Origin of the sequence: Streptomyces sp. NPDC096079, assembly GCF_040303145.1 — a bacterium.
Lineage (GTDB): Bacteria > Actinomycetota > Actinomycetes > Streptomycetales > Streptomycetaceae > Streptomyces.
Map to the genome: position 1 here is coordinate 71,702 of NZ_JBEOST010000009.1, position 22,362 is coordinate 94,063.

The window sequence follows — 22,362 nt, forward strand, 5'->3', positions numbered from 1 at the left end:
ACGGCGTGTGGCGGGGATGATGAGCCCCATGAAGACGCTCGCCGAAGTGGACGCCCTGGCCGACCGCGCGCACGCCGGACAGCTCGACAAGATCGGCGTCCCCTACATCGCCCACGTCCGCGCGGTCGCCGCCGGCCTGGAGCCGTTCGGTCCGCGCCTGGCCATGGCGGGGCTGCTGCACGACGTCATCGAGGACACCGACTGGACGGCGGAGCGGCTCCTCGCCGCCGGGATCCCCGCCGACGTCGTCGCCCTCGTCGAGGCCGTCACCAACGATCCGGCCACGGCCTACGAGGAGAAGCTCCGCCGCATCACCCGGGACCCCGGTGCCACCCTCGTGAAGATCGCCGACAACGCGCACAACAGCCGCGCGGACCGGGCCGCCGCCCTGCCGCCCGCCGCCCGCGAACGGCTCGCCGCCAAGTACCGCGCCGCCAGGGCCGTCCTGTGGCCCGCGGCCGACCCGGGCGACATCGCGACGATCCTCCGGGTGGTCAACCCCGCCCTCCTGGACGAGCCGACCCCCCACTGACCAGCCGCTCAGCCCGTCCGGCCGGACAGCCAGCCGCTCAGCTGGGCGGGCCGGTTCGTGATGACGCCGTCCACGCCGAGCTCGTCCAGGGCCTTCCAGCGCTCCGGCTTGTCCACCGTCCACACGTTCACGGCGACCCCGGCCGCGTGCAGGTCGGCGACCACCTGAGGCCGGGTGGCGAGCACGCTGTCCCCGACGTTGTACGCGGCGAGATCCAGGTCCCGGGCCACCGCCACCGGGTCCGCGTCCAGGGTGTCGCGCAGCAGGCCGAGGGGCAGCTCGGGCGCCAGCTCGTGCGTGGCGACGAGGGACGCCACGTCGAAGCTCTGCACGAAGACCCGGTCCGTCATGTCCTGGTCGCGGACCTCCTGCACGATCCGGGCCACCTGGGCGCGCGTGTGCGGCCCCTTGATCTCCAGGAGCAGCTTCCCGCCCCGCTCCCTGAGGTCCGCCAGCTGCGCGGCCAGGGTCGGGACCCGTACCCCGGCGTAGGCGGGGGCGAACCAGGAACCGGCGTCCAGACCGTCGAGCCGGGCGGAGGACAGCGAGCGGATCGCGCCCGTGCCGTCCGTGGTCCGGTCGACGGTCGTGTCGTGGAGGATGTACGGCACCCCGTCCTTGCTGGGCTGCACATCGTTCTCGATCCAGACGGCCCCGCCCCGCCGGGCCACCTCGTCGGAGACCAGGGTGTTCTCGGGAGCCGCCGACGACGCCCCCCGGTGCGCGATCACCGTCAGCGGCGCCCCGGGCGCGCGCATCCACGGACCGGCCGGCGCCGACGCCCCGGCCGCCGGACCGGGCGCGGACGACGAGGGCGGCGCGGCGACGACGAACGCGGTCGCGACCCCCGCCACGACGGTGGCGACGGCGACCAGGCTGATGATCCCGCGCCGACGGGACCGGGCGGCGGGCGGTTGAGCGTCTCTCATGGCCGCCCACCCTAAGGGGTCCCCCGCCGATCGGGCCGCGACGGACGGCGACACGACCGGCGACACCAGCCCTTCGCCGGTACGGCCCGGTCTGCGGCATCGTGTGACGTATGCCCGCAGCCGCGCCATCGGGGGACCACGGCCGGGCGTACGGAGTCGGGGGGACACACATGGACACCGGAGCCGCACCGAGAACCGACGGCGACACGAGCACGGCCGCACCGGCCCGCCCGGAGCGCGGGCGCGGAGTGCTGGAGGGAGCGTTCGCGCTGCTCGACGCCCTGCGCCGCACCGGCGACGAGGCGGGGGTGACCGAACTCGCCCTCGCCTGCGGCGTGCCCAAGGGCAGCGTCCACCGCCTGCTCGACCAGCTCGTCGGGGTCGGCGCCGTCGAGCGGAAGGGCAACCGCTACCGCGTTGGCCCCCAGCTGTACCGCCTCGGCCAGGCCTGGGAGCCGCACCCCGGGCTGCGCTCCGCCGCCCGGCTGCCGCTCCAGCGCCTGAGGGCCGCCACCGGCGCCAGTGTCGTCCTCGCCGTGATGCGCGAGGACATGGCCCTCACCGTCAGCTCGGTGCCGGGAGAGCTGGAACCGCTGCTCCCCGTCCGCGACGGGATCGCGTTCCGCCTCGACACCGCCGCCGGGAAGGCGCTGCGGGGACCGCTCAGGGGCGGGGCCGTGCTCGACCGCGAGGACGTGATGGACGGCGTCTGCTGCGCCTCGCTGCCGGTCCGCGCCCCGGACGGCCGCACGGTCGCCGCGCTCGCCGGCATGGTCCCCGCGGGCCGGGGACTCGACGCGCTCGCCCAGGCCGTCGCCGAGGCGGGCGCCGCGGTCACCCGCGCCCTCGCCCGGGGCGGACAGCGTCGACCGGTCCCGCCGACCGCCCTCGTCCTGTAGCCCCGCCCCCGATTCCCGGGAGCCGTTCCGTCCAGCGGAACGCGCGGAGAGCCGGGACCGGACCGCCCGGCACAGTAGGTGTCGTGCCGGGGGGAAACGGCACACCGGAGCCGCCGGGGAAGGCGGACCGGACACCACGTCACACCCGTGACCCGATGTGTGGGGGGACCACATGGGCAAGAACCGGATCGTACGGACGGCCGCCACCGCCCTGCTCGCGCTCGGCAGCCTCGGCGCCTTCGCCGGCACCGCGCACGCCGAGCCGATCGACTACGTGAGGATCGAGCTGTTCGAACTGCACTGCCAGCAGAACAGCGAGGGCGATCACGACGAGGCCTATCTGAAGATCACCGACGCCAACGGCAACGCCGTCAAGGTCTGGCCCGGCAACGGCGTCAAGTACCAGACCATGGGCACCGGTTACGTGCGCTCCATGGCGGACGGCAACGGCAACGCCGCGCTCATCCTCGGCAAGGAGCAGGCCCGCACCCTGACCCTGTGGGACTACGACTCCACCAGCGGCGACGACAAGCTGGGCGCCACGCTCGTCACCGGCAGCGAGGCCGGCGCCGAGACCCAGTGGCGCAGCGTGGAGGGCTCCGGCGGCGTGTACGTCATCGGCTACCGGGTCGTCGACATCTGACCGGCCCTCAGCACATGAGGAAGGGCCGTGCCGGGCACCCGGCACGGCCCTTCCCGCGCGTCAGGCGCCGTCCGGGGCGTGCAGCTCGCCCGAGCGAGCCACCCGCGCGTACCAGCGGGCGCTGGACTTCGGCGTCCGCTCCAGGGTGTCGTAGTCCACCCGGACCGCGCCGAACCGCTTCGCGTAGCCGTACGCCCACTCGAAGTTGTCGAGCAGCGACCAGAGGAAGTACCCCCGCACGTCCACCCCGTCCGACAGCGCCCGGTGCACCGCCTCCAGATGCGCGTGCACATAGGCCGCACGCTCCGGGTCGTGCACCGAACCGTCCGGGCCCGCCACGTCCTCGTACGCCGCCCCGTTCTCGCTGATCACCAGCGGAAGACCGGGGTATGCGGCCGAGACCCGGCGCAGCAGGTCGTACAGCGCGCCCGGGTCGACCGCCCAGCCCATCGCCGTCCGCTCGCCCGGCGCCCGGTGGAAGGCGACCGCGTCCGCGCCGGGCCACGGGGAGTGCGCGCTGTCGCCGTGCCCGTCGTCCTGCGGCTTCTCCCCGCCCTCCGGCACGTGCGAGACGACCGTCGGCGTGTAGTAGTTGATCGCGAGCAGGTCCAGCGGCTGGTTCACCGTCGCGGTGTCGCCGTCCTGGACGAAGGACCAGTCGGTCAGGTGCGCCGTGTCGGCGAGGAGGTCCTCCGGGTAGGCGCCCTCCAGCATCGGCCCCAGCCAGACCCGGTTGCCGACGGCGTCGATGCGGCGGGCCGCGTCCAGGTCCTCGGCCGACCCGGTCAGCGGCCGGATCTCGTGGAGGTTGAGCGAGACCGCGAGCTGGCGGCCCGCCGGCAGCGAGGCGCGCAGCGCCTGGACCGCGAGACCGTGCCCGAGGTTGAGGTGGTGGGCGGCGCGCAGCGAGGCCACCGGATCGGTGCGGCCCGGGGCGTGCACCCCGGAGCCGTAGCCCAGGAAGGCGCTGCACCACGGCTCGTTGAGCGTCGTCCACCGCCGCACCCGGTCGCCGAGGGCGTCGGCGACGATCCCCGCGTACTCGGCGAACCGCTCGGCCGTCGTCCGCTCCGGCCAGCCGCCCGCGTCCTCCAGCTCCTGCGGCAGATCCCAGTGGTAGAGGGTCAGGGCCGGCTCGATCCCGGCGCCGAGCAGCTCGTCGACCAGCCGCCGGTAGAAGTCGAGCCCCCGCTGCACGGCCGGACCCCGGCCGGTGGGCTGCACCCGGGACCAGGAGACGGAGAACCGGTAGGCGTTCAGGCCGAGTTCGGCCATGATCCCGACGTCCTCGCGGAAGCGGTGGTAGTGGTCGACGGCCACGTCACCGGTGTGACCCTCGAAGACCTTGCCGGGGGTGTGCGAGAAGGTGTCCCAGATGGACGGGGTACGGCCGTCCTGCGTCGCCGCCCCCTCGATCTGGTACGCGGCGGTGGCGGCGCCCCACAGGAAGTCGGCGGGGAACGAGCGGAGGGCGGTGAGCGGCCGGATTTCGGGCGCGGTCATAGGAGGGGGCTCCCAACACGGGTACGGGTGACGGAGACGGTGGGCCGGTCAGCTCTTCACGGCGCCGGCCGTGATACCGCCGACGATGTGCTTGCCGAGGAAGGCGAAGACGAGCAGCAACGGCACGGTGGAGATCAGGGCGCCGGTCAGCACCACGGCGTGATCGACGCTGTGGTTGCCCGCGCCGAGGCCCGCGAGCGCCACCTGGAGGGTGGGGCTGCCGTCCGGGGTGAGCGCGATGAACGGCCAGAAGAAGTCGTTCCAGGCCTGCACGAAGACCAGCATGCCGAGCACGGCCATGGCGGGCCTCGCCACCGGGAAGACCACGTGCCAGATGATCCGGAGGCTGTGCGCCCCGTCCATCCGGGCCGCCTCCACCAGCTCGGTCGGCAGTGCCTCCACCAGGAACTGACGCATGAAGAAGACGCCGAACGCGGCGACGAGCGAGGGCAGGACCACCGACTGGAGCTGGTCGAACCAGCCGAGGTCCGTGATGATCCGGTAGAGCGGGATCACGCTGAGCTGGGGCGGGATCGTCATGGTGGCGACGACGAGGGAGAGCAGCAGGCCCCTGCCCCGGAAGGGCAGTTTGGCGAAGGCGAAGCCGGCGAGCGTGGAGAACAGCACGGTCGACAGGGCCACCAGGCTCGCCACGACCGTGGTGTTGACCAGCGCCTCGCCCATGTCGACCTGGTTCCACGCGAAGCTCAGGTTGTCCAGGAGCCGCTTTCCGGGCAGCAGCGGCGCCGGGGCCTCCACGACCCGCTCGCCGGTGTGGGAGGCGGCGACCACGTTCCAGTACAGCGGGAAGAGCGAGACGACCGCGGCGAGGATCAGCAGGACGTAGGTCAGCGGACCGGCGTGGTGCTGACGGCCGGCCGACTGCCCGAACCGGCTTACGGACGTGGGTGATGCGAGTGTGCGGGCCATGAGGTCAGTCCCCCTGCTTCGTGCGGTTGTGGCGGGAGACGAGCGCCTGGACGCCGCCGATCAGGAGGAGCAGCAGCAGCATCACCCAGGCGATCGCGGAGGCCTGCCCGAGCGCGCCGGTCACCCAGCCCTTCTCGTACATCAGCAGGCTCAGGGTCTGGAACTGGTTGCCGCTGCCGCCGCTGATCCCGACGCTGCCGCCGTAGAGCATCGGCTCGCCGAACAGCTGGGTGGCGCCGATGGTGGAGACGATGACCGTGAAGAGGATGGTCGGCCGGATCGACGGGATGGTGACGCTGAGGAACTGGCGCCACCGCGAGGCCCCGTCGAGGGAGGCCGCCTCGTACAGGTCCTGCGGCACGGCCTGCATGGCGGCCAGGTAGATCAGCGCGTTGTAGCCGGTCCAGCGCCAGGTGACGATCACCGAGATCGCGATCTGCGCCGGCCACTTGGACGACTCCCAGTCCACCGGGTCGAGGCCGATCCAGCCGAGCAGGCCGTTGATCATGCCGTAGTCGGTGTTGAACAGCTGGGCGAAGACCAGGGTCGCCGCCGCGATCGAGGTGGCGTACGGGGCGAGGACCGCGACCCGGAAGAAGCCCCGGCCACGGATCCTGTAGTGCAGCAGGTGCGCCAGGCCCAGGGCCATGAGGAGCTGCGGAACGGTCGAGATGACCCCGATGGTGAAGGTGTTGAACAGTGCGTTCCAGAAGAACTCGCTGGTCGCGAGGTCGGTGTAGTTCTCCAGGCCCTTCCACGCCGGATCGCCGCCGAGTTCGACCCGGTTCAGCGAGAGCCAGCCCGTGTAGATCAGCGGGAAGAGGCCGAAGGCCGCGAACGTGAGGAAGAAGGGGGCGACGAAGACGTACGGGCTCGCCTTGACGTCCCAGCGGTGGAACGAGCCGCGCGGGCCGCCCGGGGAGGAGCGGCGGCGCCCGGAACCGGGGGCGTCGGGGGAGTGGGGCGGTGCGGCGGGCGGCGGAGTACCGTCCCGCCCCGCCCGAACGGAGGTGGCCACGGGGGCGTCCTTCCAGGTCGATGCGTGCGGTCGTGCGGACGGCGCCGGTCCGCCGCGCGGGGCGGCGGCGGACCGGCGGGCGCCCCCGCTACTGGTCGATCTTGTCGTCGACCAGCTTCTTGACGTTCTCCCAGGCCTTGGCCGGGTCGGTGCCGCGCTGCTCGATGTCGAGGATGCCGTTGTCGGTGAGGAAGGTCTTCACCTGGCCGTCGTAGCGGCTGATGGCGGCGGGGGTGATGCCGGCCGCCGCGCTGGAGAAGATCTTGCCGACCGGTGTGTCGCCGAAGTACGGCAGCTTCGCCTCCTGGACCGCCGAGGAGAGGAGCGTGTCCTTGGAGGAGGGGATGTTGCCGTTGACCGCGAACACCTTGGCGTGCTGCTCCGGGGCGGTCAGCCAGGCGGCGAGCGCGGCGGCCTCCTTGGTGTGCTTGCCGGCCTTGGGCACGGCGAGGAAGGAGCCGCCCCAGTTGCCGGCGACCGGCGGCGCGGCGATGTCCCACTTGCCCTGGTTGGCGGGGCCGGCCTGGTCCTTGATGATGCCGGTCATCCAGCTCGGGCAGGCGACCGTGGCGAACTTCGAGTTCTTGAAGGCCGCGTTCCACGTGCCCTTCTCGTCGAACTGGCGCAGCTTGGCGGTGAGTCCGCTCTGCGCCGCCTTCACGGCGGTGTCCCAGGCGTTCTTCACGCCGGGGCTGTTCTCCCAGTCGAGCTCGCCGCTCGCGTTCGCGTACTGCACCGGGTCGCTGGAGACGACCGCGTTGAACAGGCCGCTCGCGGAGTCGTGGAAGGCGGTGCCGGCGGGCGCGGCCGCCTTGTACCTCTCACCCGTCGCGATGAACTTGGACCAGTCGCCGGCCCACAGCTTGGCGACCTCCTCGCGCGCGGTGGGCAGCTTGGCCGCGGCGAAGAGCTCCTTGTTGTAGCAGATGGCCATGGGCCCGATGTCGGTGCCGAGGCCGATGACCTTCCCGTCGGCCGTCGTCGCCTGCTTGACCTTCCAGTCGAGGAAGTCGCCGAGGTCCGCGCCGCCCTCCTTGCCCAGGTCGACCCACTTGTTCGCCATGGCCGTGCCGGTCGCCTCGGCGATGTAGCCGACCTCGACGGCCTGGATGTCGGCGACGCCGCTGTTCTGGGAGAGGCGCAGCTTGAGCGTGTCCCAGTACTTCTGGCCGTCGGAGACGTTCGACTCCTCGATCCTGATGTTCGGGTGGAGCCGCTCGTACTCGGCGTACAGCTTGGCCCCGGTCTTGTCGTCGTAGCCGAAGGAACCGAAGGTCCCGATCCGCAGCGTGATCTTCCCGCCGCCCTGGCCGCTCGCGTCGCCCCCGCCGCCGTCCTCGTCACTGCCGCAACCGGTGAGCAGGGCCGTGCCGGTCGCGACGACGGCGACCGCCGCGATCGCCGCGCGGCGTCCGCGTCTGCTGGAAGTACGCATTCCACTCTCCTCGTCCAAGGTGGTGCTCTCTGTGCGTCGAACCGGCGTATGGGAGCGCTCCCACGTCGTTGCCGGAAGGTTGCTGCCTGGCGGAGCGAGTGTCAAGAGATGAACGCGGATTCGTTACCGGAAGGTTTTCCGGGGGTTTCGCGCGGCTCGCACGCGCGGCGGCGTCCATCTCCTGAACGCGGGCGCGTGGCGCGACGGGCTGTCGGTGGACTAGGTTTGGGAGCGCTCCCACCGCTTGGTGCCGTGGCTGAGCGGCAGGGTGTCCTACGAGGGGAGTGCGGAATCCGTGAGCGGACGGCGGAGCGGCAGACCCACCCTGGAGCAGGTCGCGGCCAGGGCCGGGGTCGGCCGGGGCACGGTCTCGCGGGTGATCAACGGCTCTCCCCGGGTGAGCGAGCGGACGAGGACCGCCGTCGCCCGGGCCGTCGCCGAACTCGGCTACGTGCCCGACCAGGCCGCCCGCGCCCTGGCGGGCAGCCGCACCGACGCGATCGCGCTGGTCATCCCGGAGGCCGAGGCCCGGCTCTTCGCCGAGCCCTACTTCCTCGACCTGATCCGCGGGGCCGGCGCCGCACTCGCCGAGGCCGACCGGCAGCTCCTGCTCACCCTGGTCCGCAGCGGACGGGAGCGGCAGCGCTTCGAGCGGTACCTCGCCGCCCAGTGCGTCGACGGGGTGCTGCTCGCCTCCGTCCACGGCGACGACCCGCTGCCCGACCGCGTGCGGGCCCTGGGTGTCCCGGTCGTGATGAACGGCCGCCGCACGGAGGCGGAGTCCGTGCCGTACGTGGACTCCGACAACGTGGGCGCCGGACGGACGGCCGTCGCCCACCTGGTCGGTCGCGGCCGCAGCCGTATCGCGACCGTCACCGGCCCCCTCGACATGTACGTGGCACGGGCCCGGCTCGGCGGCTACCGGGCCGGGCTCGCGGAGGCCGGACTCGCTCCCGACGAGGCCCTGGTCGCGGTCGGGGACTTCACCGAGGAGGGCGGCCGGCGGGCCATGCAGCTGCTGCTCGACCGGAGGCCGGACCTGGACGCCGTGTTCGCCGCATCCGACGTGATGGCGGCGGGCGCGCGCGCTGCCCTGCGCGAGGCTGGCCGCCGGGTACCGGAGGACGTGGCCCTCGTCGGGGTCGACGACTCGCCGGTCGCCCGGCTCATGGACCCGCCGCTGACGAGCGTGCGGCAGCCCATCGAGGAGATGGGCCGCACGATGGCGCGCATGCTGCTCCAGGACGTCGCGGGGGCCCCGGGGGAGCATCGCCGGCAGGTGCTGCCGACAGAGCTGGTGGTGCGGGAGTCCGGCTGAGCCGCGACGCCCACGGACGGCCCCGAGGGCTCCGGAACCCTCAGGGCCGTGCGGTGCGGCAGGGGCCTACAGCGCCGGGTACGCGTTCTTCAGGAGCTCCTGGAACTGGGCCGAGAACCACCGGCCGGAGATCGGGGCGTCCGGCAGCGCGCCCGACATGCTGTTCCCGTTGCGGGCGTTGCCCGTGTACGTGGGGTCGCACATCCGGTCGAAGCCCTTGCCCTCGTTGTTCGGGATCTCCTTGGAGGCGCCGTCGGACTCGCCCGGGGGCTTCATCCAGACGTACGCGTCGATGCCCGCGGCCGGTGCCGCCTGCGGCCGCTCGCCGAGGCCCGCGCCGGACTGGTTGCACCAGTTGCCGAGGTGGATGCGGCGGTCGTACTTGCCGCCGTTGACGTACGTGTCGACGTTCGTCGTCGGGCCCGCGCCGGTGGGCCGGGAGGCGCCGCCCCAGCCGTTGCGGGAGGTGTCGATCAGCATGCCGAGTCCGCTGTCGAAGCCGAGCGAGACCAGCTTGGCGCGCATGGCCTGGGCGTACGACAGCTCGTCGGTGTAGCGGTTCCAGTCCACCCACTTGGACTGGCGCACGGACACGCCGTTCACGCTGTCGCCGATCGTGAAGTGGTCCTCCTTCAGGGCGCTGTAGTTGGCGGTGTTCACGATGAACCCGTGCACGTTGGCGACGGTCGAGCCCTCGGCCGTGGCGGCCTGCTTGAAGAGTTCGGCCGAGGCGCCGAAGTTGTCGTCCCAGCCCAGCCAGCCGTGGTGGCCGGCGTCGATGTAGTTGTAGACGTTGCCGATCGCGCCGAACTTCTTGAGCGCGTAGCCGACGCCGGTGATGTAGTTGCCGTTCGCCTTCATGACGTCGCAGTTCGCGGTGGCCGTGGGGCGCCCGGAGACGTTGGTGACCAGGTTGGGCAGCGAGTCGATCTCGACCGTGGTGACGATCCGCAGCCCCGCGTACTTCGCGTCGGCGAGGATCGCGGCGATCGGGTCGATGTACTCGCTCTTGTAGCGGCCGATCTCCGTCGGGCCCAGTTCGCCGTTGGACGCGAGCGCGGCGCAGTCGCGGCCGGGCAGGTCGTAGATGACCAGCTGGACGACCAGCTCGCCCGAGCCCTTCTGCTTCAGGGCCTCGTCGAGGTGGGCGCGCAGGCCCATGGAGCCGGCGGAGCCGTCGATCGCGGCGATCCGGTCGAGCCAGACGCCGGTGGGCTGGTTCGCGACCTTGGTGCCGCCGGGCTCGGCCGCCGCCTTGGCGGACCACTCGGGGTTCACGTACACCCTGGCCCCGGCGTAAGGGTTGTCCGCCCTGGTGCCGGCCGGCGGGGTCGTGGGCGGAGTGGTCGGCGGGGTCGTCGGGGGCGTGGTGGGCGGAGTGGTCGGAGGGTCGGTCGGCTGCGTGGTCGTGTTGCAGGTGACGCCGTTCAGCCTGAAGGTGGCCGGCACGGCGTTGGTGCCGCTGTACGAGCCGTTGAAGCCGAAGGAGGTGGAGCCGCCCGTGGCCAGGGTTCCGTTGTAGGAGACGTTCCTGGCGGTGACGGCGGCGCCGGACTGGGTGAGGGTCGCGTTCCAGCCCTGGGTGACCTGCTGGTTGCCGGCGTAGGTCCACTCCAGGGTCCAGGCGGTCACCGGGTCACCGGTGTTGGTGACGGCGACGTTGGCGCCGAAGCCGGTGTTCCACTGGTTGGTGATGGTGTAGTCGACCTTGCAGCCCGGGGTGGCTGCGCCGGCGGTCGTGCCGAAGACCGTGGCGGTGGCCCCGGTCGCGGTGACGAGGCCCAGGGCCGCCAGGAGGGCGGTACGGCTGGTGCGGCTCATGGTGGGGGTGTTCCTCTCAGGGGGTGAGGGCGCGCAGGTGGTCGCGCAGCCCGATGCCGAATGCGGTGGGGGTGCCGTCGTACGAGGTGATCAGTGCGGGACCGGAGGCGCAGTTCCAGGTGTTCCAGGTCCAGCCCAGGTACGAGAGGCCGCGGTCGTCGAACCACTTCATGACGCGGTCGACGAACGCGTGAGCGCAGGTGTTCTCGCCGATCTCGCCCGCCAGCAGCGGCACTTCGGCGGCGACCGGGGCGAGGGTGGCGTTCCAGCACGTCTCGTCGGAGCAGCTGTTGAAGTTGTAGACGTGCCAGGCGGCGGCCAGATTGCCCGCCGGGTCCGTGGGGCGGTACGTGAGCCACTGGCTCAGGTCGTTGGAGTACGCGAGGCCCGGGACGAGGACGAGGTTCCTCGCCCCCGTGGCGCGGACGGCGTCCACCAGGTCCTGCATGCCGGCGACCTCGTACCCGATGCCGGGGCAACTGCCGCCGTCGCGCCAGCAGGACCAGGCCTGGGCGGGGGTGGAGGTGGCCCGGTCCGGATAGGGCTCGTTGAACAGGTCGAAGACGACCCGCCTGTCGTTCCGGAAGGTGTTCGCGACCGAGGTCCAGAACGCGGGGGTGTACTGCGCGTCCGGCATCGGTTTCTGGCAGGTGGCGTGCACGTCGGAGCAGCCCGCCGAGTTCCCGGTGTACTGGCCGTGGGTCCAGTGCAGTTCGACCACGGGGGTCATGCCGTGGGCGAGCACCTTGGCCACCAGGTCCTTGACGGCGGTGACGTAGTTCGCGCCGCGGTACTCGGGCTTGACGGTGTCGAGGCCGAGCCAGCACTCCTCGTTGAGGGGGATGCGGACGGTGTTGGCCTTCCAGCCGGCGATGGCCTGGACGGAGGCGTCGTCGACGGGGCCGTCGAAGAAGCCGTGGCCCTGGACGCACATGAACTCGCCGCCGGACCGGTTGACGCCGAGGAGGCGGCGGGTGGCGCCGTTCTGGTCGATGAACTTGTTGCCGGAGACGGAGAGTTCGGGTGCGCCGGTGGCGGGGGTCGGTGGGGTGGTGGTCGGTGTGGTCGGTGTCGGGGGAGTGGTGGGGGGTGTGGTCGGGTCGGTGGGTGTGGGTGTGGGTGTGGGCGTCGGGGTCGGTGTCGCGTGCGTCGTGCACGGGGTCCCGTTGAGCGTGAACGCGGTGGGCGGGGTGTTGGCGCCCGCCCAGGAGGCGATGAAGCCGCCCGAGACCTTCGCGCCCGTGCCGAGCGCGCCGTTCCAGCTCTCGTTGACGACCGTGACGGTCGGGCCGGACTGGGACCACGTGCCGCCCCAGCCCTGACCGACCACCTGGCCGGCCGGGAGGTCGAAGCCGAGCCTCCAACCGTTCAGCGCGGCACCGTCGTTGGTGACGTTCACCGCACCCTGGTAGCCGCCGGTCCACTGGCCGACGACCGAGTACTCCACCGTGCAGGCGGATGCGGCCGAGGCTCCGGCGGCCGTACCCATGAGGGCGAGAGCGGTGCTCGCCATCGTGAGCGCCGCTCCGGAGAGCAGCGCGAGCAGACGTGGGGGATGTCGCATGAGCGAGTCCTCACAGCGAGGGCACACCTCTCGCGGTGTGCCGACTGGATGGAATCGCTCCCACTGGGTCGGGCCAGACCGTAGCGCCAACTACCGCCAAGGAAAAGAGGAGTTGGGGAAAATTCCCGGGTTTTGACTTCAGGTCCCGCACGCACCTTGACGGCGTGGGACCCCGACTGCACAGTGGGAGCGCTCCCACTGGTTCGAAGCTTGACCGTCCCGCACGACTTGTGGTTGACGCGGCGTCAACCCCTACCGTCTTCGTACGGGGCCGGAGACACCGCCCCCGGCGAGGGAAGGACACCGTCATGGCCTGGTCGATCGCGGACGTGGCCCGGATGTCCGGGGTCACCTCCCGGACGCTGCGGCACTACGACGAGATCGGACTGCTGACGCCCGCCTGGACCGCGAGCGACGGGCACCGTCACTACGAGGAGCCCCAGCTGCTGCGCCTCCAGCAGATCCTGCTCATGCGGGAGCTGGACGTCGGCCTTCGTGAGATCCGGGACGTCCTGGACAGCGGGGCCGACCGCGTGACCGTCCTGCGCGAGCACCACGACCGGCTGCTCGCGGAGCAGGACCGGCTCGGCACCCTGGCCCGTACGGTCGCCCGCACCATCGCCGAACTGGAAGGAAGTGAGGACCCGTTCATGGTGAGCATCAACCGGCCGGAGAACCTCTTCGAGGGGTTCCAGCCCGACCCCGCGATCGAGGCCGAGGCACGGGAGCGGTGGCCGGAGGCGTACGAGCGGTCGCGGCAGGTCGTCGAAGGGATGAGTCCGGAGACGGCCCGGCAGTGGCAGCGCGACGTCACCGCCCAGATGGTCCGCTTCGCCGAGCACATGGCCGCCGGCACACCCGTCGACGACCCGGCCGTCCAGGCGGAGGTGGACGCCCACCACCGGGACGTCAGCCGGTTCTGGACCCCGAACGCCGAGGCGTACCGGGGGCTGGCCAGGACCTACGTCGAGGACGACCGGTTCCGCGAGAACTTCGACCGGATCGCCGTCGGCCTCGCCGACTACCAGCACCGTGCGATGACGGTCTACGCGGACACCCGGCTGAGCTGACGCCGAGGGGGTGCCGTGCCGATCCGCACGGCACCCCCGAAGGCCGGTGTCGAAACGACGGACGGGCCGGACGAGGTTCGAGGAGGGCGGGTGCGGCGCGTGTGCTCGCGCGCGACTCCTGGCCGACCCCCTCTCGCCCGTGCGGGGGAGGGGGTTCGGTCCGGCGGGGGATCCGGCGGCGGCGTGCGGGCGGGATCGTCGTCGGTGACGGGCCGACCGCCGGCCCCCGACACCGAGGACCGTGGAATGAACACGCTCTCCCGCAGCGAGGCGGCCGGCGACCGGGCATCCGGCGCGCCGGGCCGGATCCGTTCCGCCTGGCACGCCGCCCACGCCCCCGCACCCGGAGTCTCGGGGCGCACCCGACTCCTCGCCCTCGCCGTGCCGTTGACCGTCCTCCCGGCGAGCCTCTGGCGCCTCCCCGCCGCGTTCGACGCCGGGATCGGCATCGGCGAGCGGGCGTACGTCGTCTTCCTCTCCGTCTTCTCCGAGGCCGTGGCGTTCACCGCGATCGGGCTCGTCGCCCGCTGGGGCGAGGTCGTCCCCTCCTGGGTGCCCGTGCTGCGCGGCCGCAGGATCCCCCCGGCGGCGGTCCTCGTCCCCGCCGCCCTCGGGGCCACGGCGCTCACGCTGCTGTGGACCGTGCTGGCCCTCGCCACCCAGCTGATGGGGACGACGATCCGCGGTGACGCGCTCCCCGCCGACTTCCCGAGCGAGACCGGCGGCTGGACGGCCGTCTCCTTCTACCTCTGCTATGCCCCGCTCGTCCTGTGGGGGCCGCTCCTGGGCGTGCTCACCGTGGCGTACGGCAGGCGGCGCCGCGCGTCCCGCTGACCCGGGATTCACACCGCGGAGGCGTCAATCGTCGTGATCTTGGTGTTGGCGCGGGTGAGCGGCGCGATGACAGGCTGTGGTCATGGACATCTTCACGACGACGGGCGGCGCCGTACGGGGTGCCCGGGTCTCCGGTGACGTCGTCGCCGTACTCGGAATCCCGTACGCCGCACCGCCGTTCGGGGCCCTCCGGTTCCAGGGGCCCGCCCCGGCCGCGCCCTGGACCGGGGTGCGCGACGGCAGGGCCTTCGGCCCGGTCGCCCCGCAGTCGGCCGAGCTGCCCGGCGCGCCCGCGTGGTCGCCCGGCGACGAGGACGTCCTCACCGTCAACGTCTGGACCCCGGCCCCGGACGGCGGCTCCCTCCCCGTCCTGGTCTGGATCCACGGCGGCGCCTACACCTTCGGCTCCTCCGCCCAGCCCGACTTCGACGGCGAGGCACTCGCACGCGCCGGCCTCGTCGTGGTCACCCTCAACTACCGGCTCGGCTTCGAGGGCTTCGGCCACGTCCCCGCCGCCGGGAGCGGAACCGCCTTCCCCGACAACCGCGGTCTCCTCGACCAGGTCGCCGCCCTGCGCTGGGTCCGGGAGAACATCGCCGCGTTCGGCGGCGACCCCGGCAACGTCACGGTCGCCGGCCAGTCCTCCGGTGCCGCTTCGGTGGCCTGCCTCATGGTGATGGACCGGGCCCGCGGCCTGTTCCGCCGAGCCGTCGCGCACAGCCCCGCCAGCCCCTGCTACACCCGCGAGATCGCCGAGGCCACGACACGCGAGGTCGCCGCGGCGGCGGGCCGTCCGGCCACCCCGGAGGGCCTGGCGTCCGCGCCCCCCGAGCTCCTGGTCGCGGCCTCCGACCGGGTCGTCGAGGCGTACCGGAGCGATCCCCGCTCCGGCTCACGCCACTACGACCCCTCGCTCTACGCCCCCGTCCTCGACGGAGACGTCCTGCCCGTCGACCCCCTGACGGGCCTCGCCGCCGGTGCGGGACGGGACGTGGAGCTGCTCGTCTGCCACACCACCGAGGAGTACTGGCTGCTCGACGCGGTCGGCAGCAGCGCCAAGGTCACCACGGAGGACCGACTCGGGCGCTTCGCCGCGGACTTCGGTCTCCCCGACGGGCTCGTCGCCGGCTATCGCGCCGCACGGCCCGACGCCCCGGTGCTCGACGTCTACCTGGCCGTCTTCGGCGACCTCCTCTTCGGGGAGTACGCCCACCGGCTCGCCGAGGAGCACGTCAGGGGCGGCGGCCGGGCGTTCCTGTCCCGCTTCGACCGCCGGCGGACCGGCCCGCACGAGCCCGTCCGGGCCTGGCACTGCGCGGACGTCCCCTTCGCCTTCGGCAACGCCGACGAGGACTGCGTGTCCTTCCTCGTCGGCGGCGCCCTCACCCCCGCCGACCGTGCGCTGTCCCGCCGGATGGTGCGGGCCTGGGCGGACTTCGCCGGTACGGGCGAGCCGGGCTGGCCCTCGTACGACGACACCACCCGGCGGTCGATGGTGTGGCGTACCGAGGAGGAGGGGATCCAGGAGCCGGTCGGACGGGTGGACCCCGGCGATCTCCGCACGCTCTGGGCGGGGGCGCGGTTCCCCCTCTTCCGTCCGTGAGCGGGCGGCCGGGCCTCGGCCCGGACGGTTCCGGGGAACGGCCCGGTAGCCTCCCGGTCATGACGATCACTCAACCCCCGCGCGACACCGCCTCCCGCATACGGGACGTCCTCGCCCGCCTCGACGAGGAGCAGGACGTCTGGGTCTCCACGGCGGACACCGCCGGGGCGCCGTACCTCGTGCCGCTCTCCTTCCTCTGGGACGGCACCCACCTGTGGCTGTGCACCCGCATCGGCAACCCCACCGGCCGCAACCTGTCCGACGGCGGCCGGGCGCGGCTGGCGCTCGGGCACACGCGGGACGTCGTCGTGCTCGACGGCGAGGTCGAGACCTACGGCCCGAAGGAGGTGCCGACGGAGGTCGCGGACGGGTTCCACGCCAAGACCGGCTGGGACCCCCGGGGTTCGGGGCCCGCCTACCACTGGTTCCGGGTGCGCCCCACCGCCGTCGAGGCCTGGTACGAGGAGCCCGAACTGGTGGGCCGTCACATCATGCGCGACGGCGCCTGGGTGGAGGCGCCCTGATCCGTCGGGCCCGGTGGGGCTCCGGTCCGCGAGAAACGTGGTGCACCCGCGAGGCGGGGCCGGGTAGCCTGATCCGCATGTCGAGCCCCGAAGCAGCCAGGGTGGGGGCTTTCGGTCACGCCGTCAGCCCCCTGCACCACTGAGTACACCGGCACGCGCCCAGGGGCGCTGACCGCGGTGACGAGACGAGTCCTCTCGTGTCTTCTCCTCACCCCGGAGCCTCGATGCCTCTCCCGCTCTATCTGCTCGCCCTGGCCGTCTTCGCCATGGGCACCTCCGAGTTCATGCTCGCCGGTCTGCTGCCGGACATCGCCACCGAACTCGACGTCCCGCTCGGGACCGCCGGACTGCTCACCTCGGCCTTCGCCGTCGGGATGGTCGTCGGCGCCCCGCTCATGGCCGTCCTCGCCCGGGGCCGGTCCGGACGGTCCGGGCTGCTCGGGTTCGTCCTGCTGTTCCTGGCCGCACACGTCGTGGCCGCCCTCACCACCAGCTTCCCCGTCCTGCTCGCCACCCGCGCCGTCGCCGCCCTCGCGAACGCCGGGTTCCTGGCCGTCGCCCTGACGACGGCCGCCGCGCTCGTCCCGCCCGAGCGCAAGGGCCGCGCGCTCGCCGTCCTGCTGTCCGGCACGAGCGCGGCCACGATCGCCGGTGTCCCCGGCGGGGCGCTGATCGGCGCGCTGTACGGCTGGCGCGCGGCCTTCTGGGCCGTCGCCCTCCTGTGCCTGCCCGCCGTGCTCGGGATCCTCCGGGGCGTCCCCGGCCCGGGGAGCGAGGAGGCGGGGCGGCGGCCGGCCCTGCGGGCGGAGCTGTCCCGGCTCGCGCGGCCGCGCCTGCTCCTGGTGATGCTCCTCGGCGCGCTCGTGAACGCCGCCACCTTCGGCAGCTTCACCTTCCTCGCGCCCCTGGTGACCGGCACGGCGGGTCTCGGCGTCACCTGGGTCCCGGCCGTCCTGGTGCTCTTCGGCGCCGGCTCCCTCGCCGGGGTGACCGCCGCCGGGCGGCTCGCGGACCGGCGCCCCGGCCTCGTGGTCACGGCCGGAGCCCCGGCGCTGCTCGTGGGCTGGCCGGCCCTGGCGCTGCTCGCCGCGCGGCCGGCCGCCTTCCTGGTCCTCGTGTTCGTCCTGGGCGGGCTGTCGTTCGCGGTGGGCGCCACCCTGATCACGCGTGTCCTGTACGAGGCGGACGGCGCTCCGACGCTGGCCGGCGCCTACGCGACAGCCGCCCTCAACGCCGGTGCGGTCCTCGGCCCGTGGCTCGCCGGGCTCGCCCTCGGTACGGCGGCCGGGGACCGGGGCCCGCTCTGGGTGAGCACGGCGCTCGTCGGGGCCGCCGTGCTGGTCGCCCTGTCCTGGCGCGGAGCGGCCGATCCGCGGGGCAGGTCGTGAACCGAACGGCTCAGTAGGGAAAGCCGAGGAGGCTGACGGGGCCCGCCTCAGGACCCCGTCACCAGGACGACCTCCAGGGTCCGCGGCCCGTGGACCCCCTCCACCCGGTCGAGTTCGATGTCGCTCGTGGCCGACGGACCCGAGATCCAGGTCAGCGGACGCGCCGGGTCGAGACGGGGGAGCGCGAGCGGCACGGACGCCACCACCTGCTCCGGAGCCCGCACCACGCAGAGGTGGAGATCGGGGACGAGCGTGAGCGCCCGGCGGCCCTGCCCGGGACCGCCGTCGAGGACGATCGTGCCGGTCTCGGCGATCGCCACCGCGCACCCCGTCACCACCGCGTCCGTGCCGTCCAGTTCGTACGGGGTCAGCCGGGGCTCGTCGAACCGCCGCACGGCCCCGGTCGCGCCGAGCCACGCCTCGGGCAGCCCGGGCGGGACGGCCACGCTCCGTGCGCCGCGTTCGGCGAGGAGCCGGGCGAGGAGCGCGGCGAGGCCGTCCGGCGCGGTGCGGTGGACGTGGGCCCGGTAGTCGGCCAGGTTCTCGTGGAGGAGGTCGAGCAGGGCGTCCGGGTCGTCCGGGGTGTGACTGACGCGGTAGTCCCGGGCGACGGGCACGGCCTCGGGCGCGCCGCCGACGGCGGTACGGATCCGGGCGAGGATCCGCGCACGGGAGCCGCTCACGCGCGGGCGCCCGGCGTCGGGTTCGGGTGCGTCGGGCGGGTTCGCGGGCGGGTGCTCGGCGTCGGCTTCGGGTGCGTCGGGCCCGGGCGGGCGCGAGTGCGCCGCGTCGGTTTCCGTACGGCTGGGGCCGGTCGTGTGCGGGGGGTTCTCGTCGGGCTCCGGTGCGCCGGGAACGGTCATGCGCGGTTCTTCCTCCACCAGTCGCGGAACGGTTCCGTGGGAAGTTCGGGCAGGTCGCGGCTCTCCGTCCACTGGCGGGCCCCCGGCCCGGGCAGTCGCCTCGGGTGCAGCCCGCGGGTGGCGGAGGCGAGCCGTTCGCCGGCGGCGAGCACCCCGGGGTGGTCGAGCACCCAGGTGGACGCCTTGATCGCGGCCTTCTCCAGCCGGTGGCCCTTCCCGCCCTCCTCGGCCACCTTCCCCCGCAGGTGCACCAGCACCTCCGGGATGTCGATGGCGACCGGGCACACCTCGTAGCAGGCGCCGCACAGCGAGGAGGCGTACGGCAGGGAGGCGTCGACCTCGCTCGCCGTGCCCCGCAGTTGCGGGGTCAGGATCGCGCCGATCGGTCCGGGGTAGACCGAGCCGTACGCGTGACCCCCGGCCCGCTCGTACACCGGGCAGACGTTGAGACAGGCCGAGCAGCGGATGCAGCGCAGGGCCTGCCGCCCCACCTCGTCGGCGAGGGCGTCGGTGCGGCCGTTGTCGAGGAGGACCAGGTGGAAGGCGCCGGGCCCGTCCCCGTCCGCCGTGCCGGTCCACATGCTCGTGTACGGGTTCATCCGCTCGGCCGTGGAGGAGCGGGGGAGCGTCTGGAGGAAGACCTCCAGGTCCCGCCAGGTCGGCACCACCTTCTCGATGCCGACGACCGAGATGAGCGTCTCGGGAAGCGTCAGGCACATGCGGCCGTTGCCCTCCGACTCCACCACCACGAGGGTTCCGGTCTCGGCGACCATGAAGTTCGCCCCCGAGATCCCGACCCTGGCCCGCAGGAACTTCTCCCGCAGGTGCAGCCTGGCCGCCTCCGCGAGCTCGGCCGGCGTGTCGGTGAGCCCCTCGGGCGCCGGGCGCCCCCAACGGCCCATCTCCGCGCGGAAGATGTCGCGGATCTCGCCCCGGTTGCGGTGGATCGCGGGCACCAGGATGTGCGAGGGCCGGTCCTCGCCGAGCTGCACGATCAGCTCCGCGAGATCCGTCTCGTACGCGGCGATGCCCTCGGCCTCCAGGTGCTCGTTGAGCCCGATCTCCTGGGTGGCCATCGACTTGACCTTGACCACCTCGGTCTCGCCGGTGGCCCGCACGAGCTCCGTGACGATCCGGTTCGCCTCCGCCGCGTCCGCCGCCCAGTGCACGGTGCCGCCCGCGGCGGTCACCTCCTCCTCCAGGCGCAGCAGATGCGCGTCGAGGTGGCGGAGCGTCTCGTCCTTGATCCGCCGCCCCGCCTCGCGGAGCGCCGCCCAGTCGTCCAGCTCGGCGACGGCACGCGCCCGCTTGTCCCGGATGGTGTGCGTCGCGTGGCGGAGGTTGGCGCGCAGCGTCGCGTCGCCCACGGCCGCCCTCGCGGCCTCGGGGAAGGCCGGCATGCCGACGAAGGTTCCGCTCAACGCCAGGGCTCCTCTTCCGTGCTCGCCAGGATCTCCGCGAGGTGCAGCGCCCGCAGGGGGGCCTCCTGCCGTCTCAGCATGCCGCCCACGTGCAGCAGACAGGAGTTGTCCGCGCCGCACAACACCTCCGCGCCGGTGGACAGCGCGTGCGCGATCTTGTCGGCGCCCATCGCCGTCGACACGTCCGGGTTCTTCACCGCGAACGTGCCGCCGAAGCCGCAGCACTCCTCCGCGCCCGGCAGTTCCACGAGCTCCAGGCCCTTCACCGCCTCCAGGAGCCGTCGCGGCCGGTCCCCGAGCCCGAGGAGTCGCAGGCCGTGACAGGACGGGTGGTACGTCACCCGGTGCGGGAAGAAGGCGCCCACGTCCGTCACCCCGAGCACGTCCACCAGGAACTCCGTCAGCTCGTGGACGCGCGGCACCAGGCCCGCCGCCCCCGCGCCGAACGACGGGTAGTGGTGCCGCACCATCGCCGCGCACGAACCCGAGGGGGTGACGACGTGGTCGTACCCCTCGAAGGCCCGGACCGTGCGCCGTACCAGCGGCTCCGTCTCCGTCCGATAGCCGGTGTTGAACTGCGGCTGCCCGCAGCAGGACTGCGCCGCCGGGAAGTCGACGTCCACACCGAGCCGTTCGAGGAGCCGGACCGTGGCCACGCCCGTCGAGGGGAAGACGGCGTCGTTGACGCAGGTGACGAAGAGGGCGACGCGCATCACGGTTCCTCGGGGACGGCTCGGGTCGGGCGGCGGCCCGGTCCCAGGCGGTGCCGTCGCCCTGCGGTACGTAGTGTCGCAGGGCGTGCCGGCGGACGGCTCAGCGCACGCCGAGCAGGTGCTCCAGGGCGAGTTGGTCCAGGTGCTCGAAGGCCATCGAGCGAGCCGCCGCCGCGTCCGGGTCGAACGTCTCGTACGCCGAGGGGTCGGCGAGCAGGCCCGCGAGCCCGTCGGCGGCCGTGGGGACGGCGAGCTCGGGCAGCCGGGAGGCGGTGAGCGCCGCCACGACGTCCGGATCGGCGCGGAAGGCCGCGGCGCGCTCCTTGAGGATCAGGTAGTTCCGCATGCAGTTCCGCGCGGACTCCCACACCCCGTCGGAGCCGTCCGTGCGCACCGGCTTGAAGTCGAAGTGGCGCGGGCCGTCGTATCCGGCGGTCTCCAGGAGGTCGACCAGCCAGAAGGCCTGACGCAGGTCGCCCGCGCCGAAGCGGAGGTCCTGGTCGTACTTGATGCCGGACTGGCCGTTGAGGTCGATGTGGAACAGCTTCCCCGCCCACAGCGCCTGCGCGATGCCGTGCGGGAAGTTGAGCCCGGCCATCTGCTCGTGGCCCGTCTCGGGGTTCACGCCGACGAGTTCGGGGCGCTCCAGGCGCTCGATGAAGGCGAGCGCGTGGCCGATCGTGGGCAGCAGGATGTCGCCGCGCGGCTCGTTCGGCTTGGGCTCGATGGCGAAGCGGAGGCCGTAGCCCTGCTCGGTGACGTACTGGCCGAGCAGGTCGAAGGCCTCCTTCATGCGGTCGAGCGCCACCGCGACGTCCTTCGCGGCGCCGGACTCGGCGCCCTCGCGGCCGCCCCAGGCGACGTAGGTGGTGGCGCCGAGCTCGACGGCCAGGTCGATGTTCCGGAGGGTCTTGCGCAGCGCGAAGCGGCGCACGTCCCGGTCGTTGGCGGTGAAGGCGCCGTCCTTGAAGACGGGGTGCGTGAAGAGGTTCGTGGTCGCCATCGGCACCGCGAGTCCGGTGCGGTCGAGGGCGGCCCGGAAGCGCTTGACGATCGCGTCGCGCCCGGCCTCCGGCGTACCGAAGGGGATCAGGTCGTCGTCGTGGAAGGTGACGCCGTGCGCGCCGAGCGCGGCGAGCCGCTCGACGGCCTCCACGGGGTCGAGCGCGGGGCGGGTGGCCTCGCCGAAGGGATCGCGGCCCTGCCAGCCGACGGTCCAGAGGCCGAAGGTGAACCGGTCCTCGGGCGTGGGGGTGAAGCGCTCCCGCATGGTGTCTCCCTGCTCTGGCGGTCAGATTTGTTTTCTGAGATAACTAATACGGGACGGGGCAGCATGGCGCCACCCCTCCGACGA

20 protein-coding genes are annotated in these 22,362 nt (G+C 73.0%); 9 read left to right on the forward strand and 11 right to left on the reverse strand.

The annotated features are described in order from the left end of the window. The first annotated feature begins 28 nt into the window (after positions 1–28). Positions 29–532, forward strand: a complete 504-nt coding sequence (locus ABTY59_RS19695) for an HD domain-containing protein (RefSeq protein ID WP_352020263.1) — start codon at positions 29–31, stop codon at positions 530–532. A gap of 8 nt (positions 533–540) precedes the next feature. Here ABTY59_RS19695 and ABTY59_RS19700 read toward each other — a convergent pair whose 3' ends face one another. Next, positions 541–1,461 carry a glycerophosphodiester phosphodiesterase gene (locus tag ABTY59_RS19700; protein ID WP_352020264.1) on the reverse strand — a complete coding sequence of 307 codons (921 nt, stop codon included), beginning with the start codon at positions 1,459–1,461 and terminating at the stop codon, positions 541–543. A 170-nt stretch (positions 1,462–1,631) separates the two neighbouring features. Here ABTY59_RS19700 and ABTY59_RS19705 point away from each other — a divergent pair, with 170 nt between their 5' ends. Then, a complete protein-coding gene (locus ABTY59_RS19705) occupies positions 1,632–2,360 on the forward strand; it encodes an IclR family transcriptional regulator (protein ID WP_352020265.1) in 729 nt (242 codons plus the stop codon). A gap of 172 nt (positions 2,361–2,532) precedes the next feature. Then, positions 2,533–3,003 (forward strand): hypothetical protein, encoded by a 471-nt coding sequence (locus tag ABTY59_RS19710; protein ID WP_352020266.1) that lies wholly within the window; start codon positions 2,533–2,535, stop codon positions 3,001–3,003. Between the two features lie 60 nt (positions 3,004–3,063). On the opposite strand, the gene ABTY59_RS19715 is transcribed toward ABTY59_RS19710, so the two are convergent. The 4 genes from ABTY59_RS19715 to ABTY59_RS19730 all read right to left on the reverse strand — a co-directional run bounded on the left by ABTY59_RS19715 (position 3,064) and on the right by ABTY59_RS19730 (position 7,889). Beyond that, positions 3,064–4,506 carry a GH1 family beta-glucosidase gene (locus ABTY59_RS19715; protein ID WP_352020267.1) on the reverse strand — a complete coding sequence of 481 codons (1,443 nt, stop codon included), beginning with the start codon at positions 4,504–4,506 and terminating at the stop codon, positions 3,064–3,066. Between the two features lie 48 nt (positions 4,507–4,554). Further along, a complete protein-coding gene (locus ABTY59_RS19720; protein ID WP_352020268.1) occupies positions 4,555–5,436 on the reverse strand; it encodes a carbohydrate ABC transporter permease in 882 nt (293 codons plus the stop codon). A gap of 4 nt (positions 5,437–5,440) precedes the next feature. Next, complete coding sequence (locus ABTY59_RS19725; RefSeq protein WP_352020269.1) at positions 5,441–6,454, reverse strand: carbohydrate ABC transporter permease; 1,014 nt, start codon at positions 6,452–6,454, stop codon at positions 5,441–5,443. A gap of 88 nt (positions 6,455–6,542) precedes the next feature. Continuing rightward, positions 6,543–7,889, reverse strand: coding sequence for an ABC transporter substrate-binding protein (locus tag ABTY59_RS19730; protein ID WP_352020270.1), 1,347 nt, complete (start codon positions 7,887–7,889; stop codon positions 6,543–6,545). 295 nt (positions 7,890–8,184) lie between these two features. On the opposite strand from ABTY59_RS19730, the gene ABTY59_RS19735 reads away from it, so the two are divergent. Beyond that, the gene (locus ABTY59_RS19735) at positions 8,185–9,207 is read left to right on the forward strand and encodes a LacI family DNA-binding transcriptional regulator (RefSeq protein ID WP_352020271.1); all 1,023 of its coding nucleotides are present in this window, start codon (positions 8,185–8,187) and stop codon (positions 9,205–9,207) included. Positions 9,208–9,273: 66 nt separating this feature from the next. On the opposite strand, the gene ABTY59_RS19740 is transcribed toward ABTY59_RS19735, so the two are convergent. Together ABTY59_RS19740 and ABTY59_RS19745 are read right to left on the reverse strand one after the other, a co-directional pair. Further along, on the reverse strand, positions 9,274–11,028 hold the full coding sequence (locus ABTY59_RS19740; RefSeq protein ID WP_352020272.1) for a glycoside hydrolase family 6 protein: 1,755 nt from the start codon (positions 11,026–11,028) through the stop codon (positions 9,274–9,276). Positions 11,029–11,044: 16 nt separating this feature from the next. After that, positions 11,045–12,592 (reverse strand): cellulase family glycosylhydrolase, encoded by a 1,548-nt coding sequence (locus tag ABTY59_RS19745; RefSeq protein WP_352020273.1) that lies wholly within the window; start codon positions 12,590–12,592, stop codon positions 11,045–11,047. A 308-nt stretch (positions 12,593–12,900) separates the two neighbouring features. Between ABTY59_RS19745 and ABTY59_RS19750 the strand changes: the two genes are divergently transcribed. From ABTY59_RS19750 to ABTY59_RS19770, 5 genes are all read left to right on the forward strand, one after another. After that, a complete protein-coding gene (locus tag ABTY59_RS19750; RefSeq protein WP_352020274.1) occupies positions 12,901–13,662 on the forward strand; it encodes a MerR family transcriptional regulator in 762 nt (253 codons plus the stop codon). A gap of 246 nt (positions 13,663–13,908) precedes the next feature. Beyond that, positions 13,909–14,496 (forward strand): hypothetical protein, encoded by a 588-nt coding sequence (locus tag ABTY59_RS19755; RefSeq protein ID WP_352020275.1) that lies wholly within the window; start codon positions 13,909–13,911, stop codon positions 14,494–14,496. 82 nt (positions 14,497–14,578) lie between these two features. After that, complete coding sequence (locus ABTY59_RS19760; protein ID WP_352020276.1) at positions 14,579–16,099, forward strand: carboxylesterase/lipase family protein; 1,521 nt, start codon at positions 14,579–14,581, stop codon at positions 16,097–16,099. 59 nt (positions 16,100–16,158) lie between these two features. After that, positions 16,159–16,623: a pyridoxamine 5'-phosphate oxidase family protein gene (locus ABTY59_RS19765; RefSeq protein WP_352020277.1), complete on the forward strand. Its 465-nt coding sequence runs from the start codon at positions 16,159–16,161 to the stop codon at positions 16,621–16,623. 224 nt (positions 16,624–16,847) lie between these two features. Further along, on the forward strand, positions 16,848–18,011 hold the full coding sequence (locus ABTY59_RS19770; protein ID WP_352020278.1) for a Cmx/CmrA family chloramphenicol efflux MFS transporter: 1,164 nt from the start codon (positions 16,848–16,850) through the stop codon (positions 18,009–18,011). A gap of 47 nt (positions 18,012–18,058) precedes the next feature. Here ABTY59_RS19770 and ABTY59_RS19775 read toward each other — a convergent pair whose 3' ends face one another. The 4 genes from ABTY59_RS19775 to xylA all read right to left on the reverse strand — a co-directional run bounded on the left by ABTY59_RS19775 (position 18,059) and on the right by xylA (position 22,278). Continuing rightward, complete coding sequence (locus ABTY59_RS19775; RefSeq protein ID WP_352020479.1) at positions 18,059–18,694, reverse strand: LutC/YkgG family protein; 636 nt, start codon at positions 18,692–18,694, stop codon at positions 18,059–18,061. A 176-nt stretch (positions 18,695–18,870) separates the two neighbouring features. Next, the gene (locus ABTY59_RS19780; RefSeq protein ID WP_352020279.1) at positions 18,871–20,295 is read right to left on the reverse strand and encodes a lactate utilization protein B; all 1,425 of its coding nucleotides are present in this window, start codon (positions 20,293–20,295) and stop codon (positions 18,871–18,873) included. Continuing rightward, the gene (locus ABTY59_RS19785) at positions 20,292–21,008 is read right to left on the reverse strand and encodes a (Fe-S)-binding protein (RefSeq protein ID WP_352020280.1); all 717 of its coding nucleotides are present in this window, start codon (positions 21,006–21,008) and stop codon (positions 20,292–20,294) included. The genes ABTY59_RS19780 and ABTY59_RS19785 overlap by 4 nt, the downstream gene beginning before the upstream one ends. A gap of 100 nt (positions 21,009–21,108) precedes the next feature. Then, positions 21,109–22,278 (reverse strand): xylose isomerase, encoded by a 1,170-nt coding sequence (gene xylA, locus ABTY59_RS19790; protein ID WP_352020281.1) that lies wholly within the window; start codon positions 22,276–22,278, stop codon positions 21,109–21,111. Positions 22,279–22,362: the final 84 nt, after the last annotated feature.

What these genes read in the sequence shown, in the direction of transcription:
- ABTY59_RS19695 (WP_352020263.1), top strand. Translation starts at nt 29, where the DNA reads ATGAAGACGCTCGCCGAAGTGGACGCCCTGGCCGACCGCGCGCACGCC.
- ABTY59_RS19700 (WP_352020264.1), bottom strand. Translation starts at nt 1,461, where the DNA reads ATGAGAGACGCTCAACCGCCCGCCGCCCGGTCCCGTCGGCGCGGGATC.
- ABTY59_RS19705 (WP_352020265.1), top strand. Translation starts at nt 1,632, where the DNA reads ATGGACACCGGAGCCGCACCGAGAACCGACGGCGACACGAGCACGGCC.
- ABTY59_RS19710 (WP_352020266.1), top strand. Translation starts at nt 2,533, where the DNA reads ATGGGCAAGAACCGGATCGTACGGACGGCCGCCACCGCCCTGCTCGCG.
- ABTY59_RS19715 (WP_352020267.1), bottom strand. Translation starts at nt 4,506, where the DNA reads ATGACCGCGCCCGAAATCCGGCCGCTCACCGCCCTCCGCTCGTTCCCC.
- ABTY59_RS19720 (WP_352020268.1), bottom strand. Translation starts at nt 5,436, where the DNA reads ATGGCCCGCACACTCGCATCACCCACGTCCGTAAGCCGGTTCGGGCAG.
- ABTY59_RS19730 (WP_352020270.1), bottom strand. Translation starts at nt 7,889, where the DNA reads ATGCGTACTTCCAGCAGACGCGGACGCCGCGCGGCGATCGCGGCGGTC.
- ABTY59_RS19740 (WP_352020272.1), bottom strand. Translation starts at nt 11,028, where the DNA reads ATGAGCCGCACCAGCCGTACCGCCCTCCTGGCGGCCCTGGGCCTCGTC.
- ABTY59_RS19745 (WP_352020273.1), bottom strand. Translation starts at nt 12,592, where the DNA reads ATGCGACATCCCCCACGTCTGCTCGCGCTGCTCTCCGGAGCGGCGCTC.
- ABTY59_RS19750 (WP_352020274.1), top strand. Translation starts at nt 12,901, where the DNA reads ATGGCCTGGTCGATCGCGGACGTGGCCCGGATGTCCGGGGTCACCTCC.
- ABTY59_RS19755 (WP_352020275.1), top strand. Translation starts at nt 13,909, where the DNA reads ATGAACACGCTCTCCCGCAGCGAGGCGGCCGGCGACCGGGCATCCGGC.
- ABTY59_RS19760 (WP_352020276.1), top strand. Translation starts at nt 14,579, where the DNA reads ATGGACATCTTCACGACGACGGGCGGCGCCGTACGGGGTGCCCGGGTC.
- ABTY59_RS19765 (WP_352020277.1), top strand. Translation starts at nt 16,159, where the DNA reads ATGACGATCACTCAACCCCCGCGCGACACCGCCTCCCGCATACGGGAC.
- ABTY59_RS19770 (WP_352020278.1), top strand. Translation starts at nt 16,848, where the DNA reads ATGCCTCTCCCGCTCTATCTGCTCGCCCTGGCCGTCTTCGCCATGGGC.
- ABTY59_RS19785 (WP_352020280.1), bottom strand. Translation starts at nt 21,008, where the DNA reads ATGCGCGTCGCCCTCTTCGTCACCTGCGTCAACGACGCCGTCTTCCCC.
- xylA (WP_352020281.1), bottom strand. Translation starts at nt 22,278, where the DNA reads ATGCGGGAGCGCTTCACCCCCACGCCCGAGGACCGGTTCACCTTCGGC.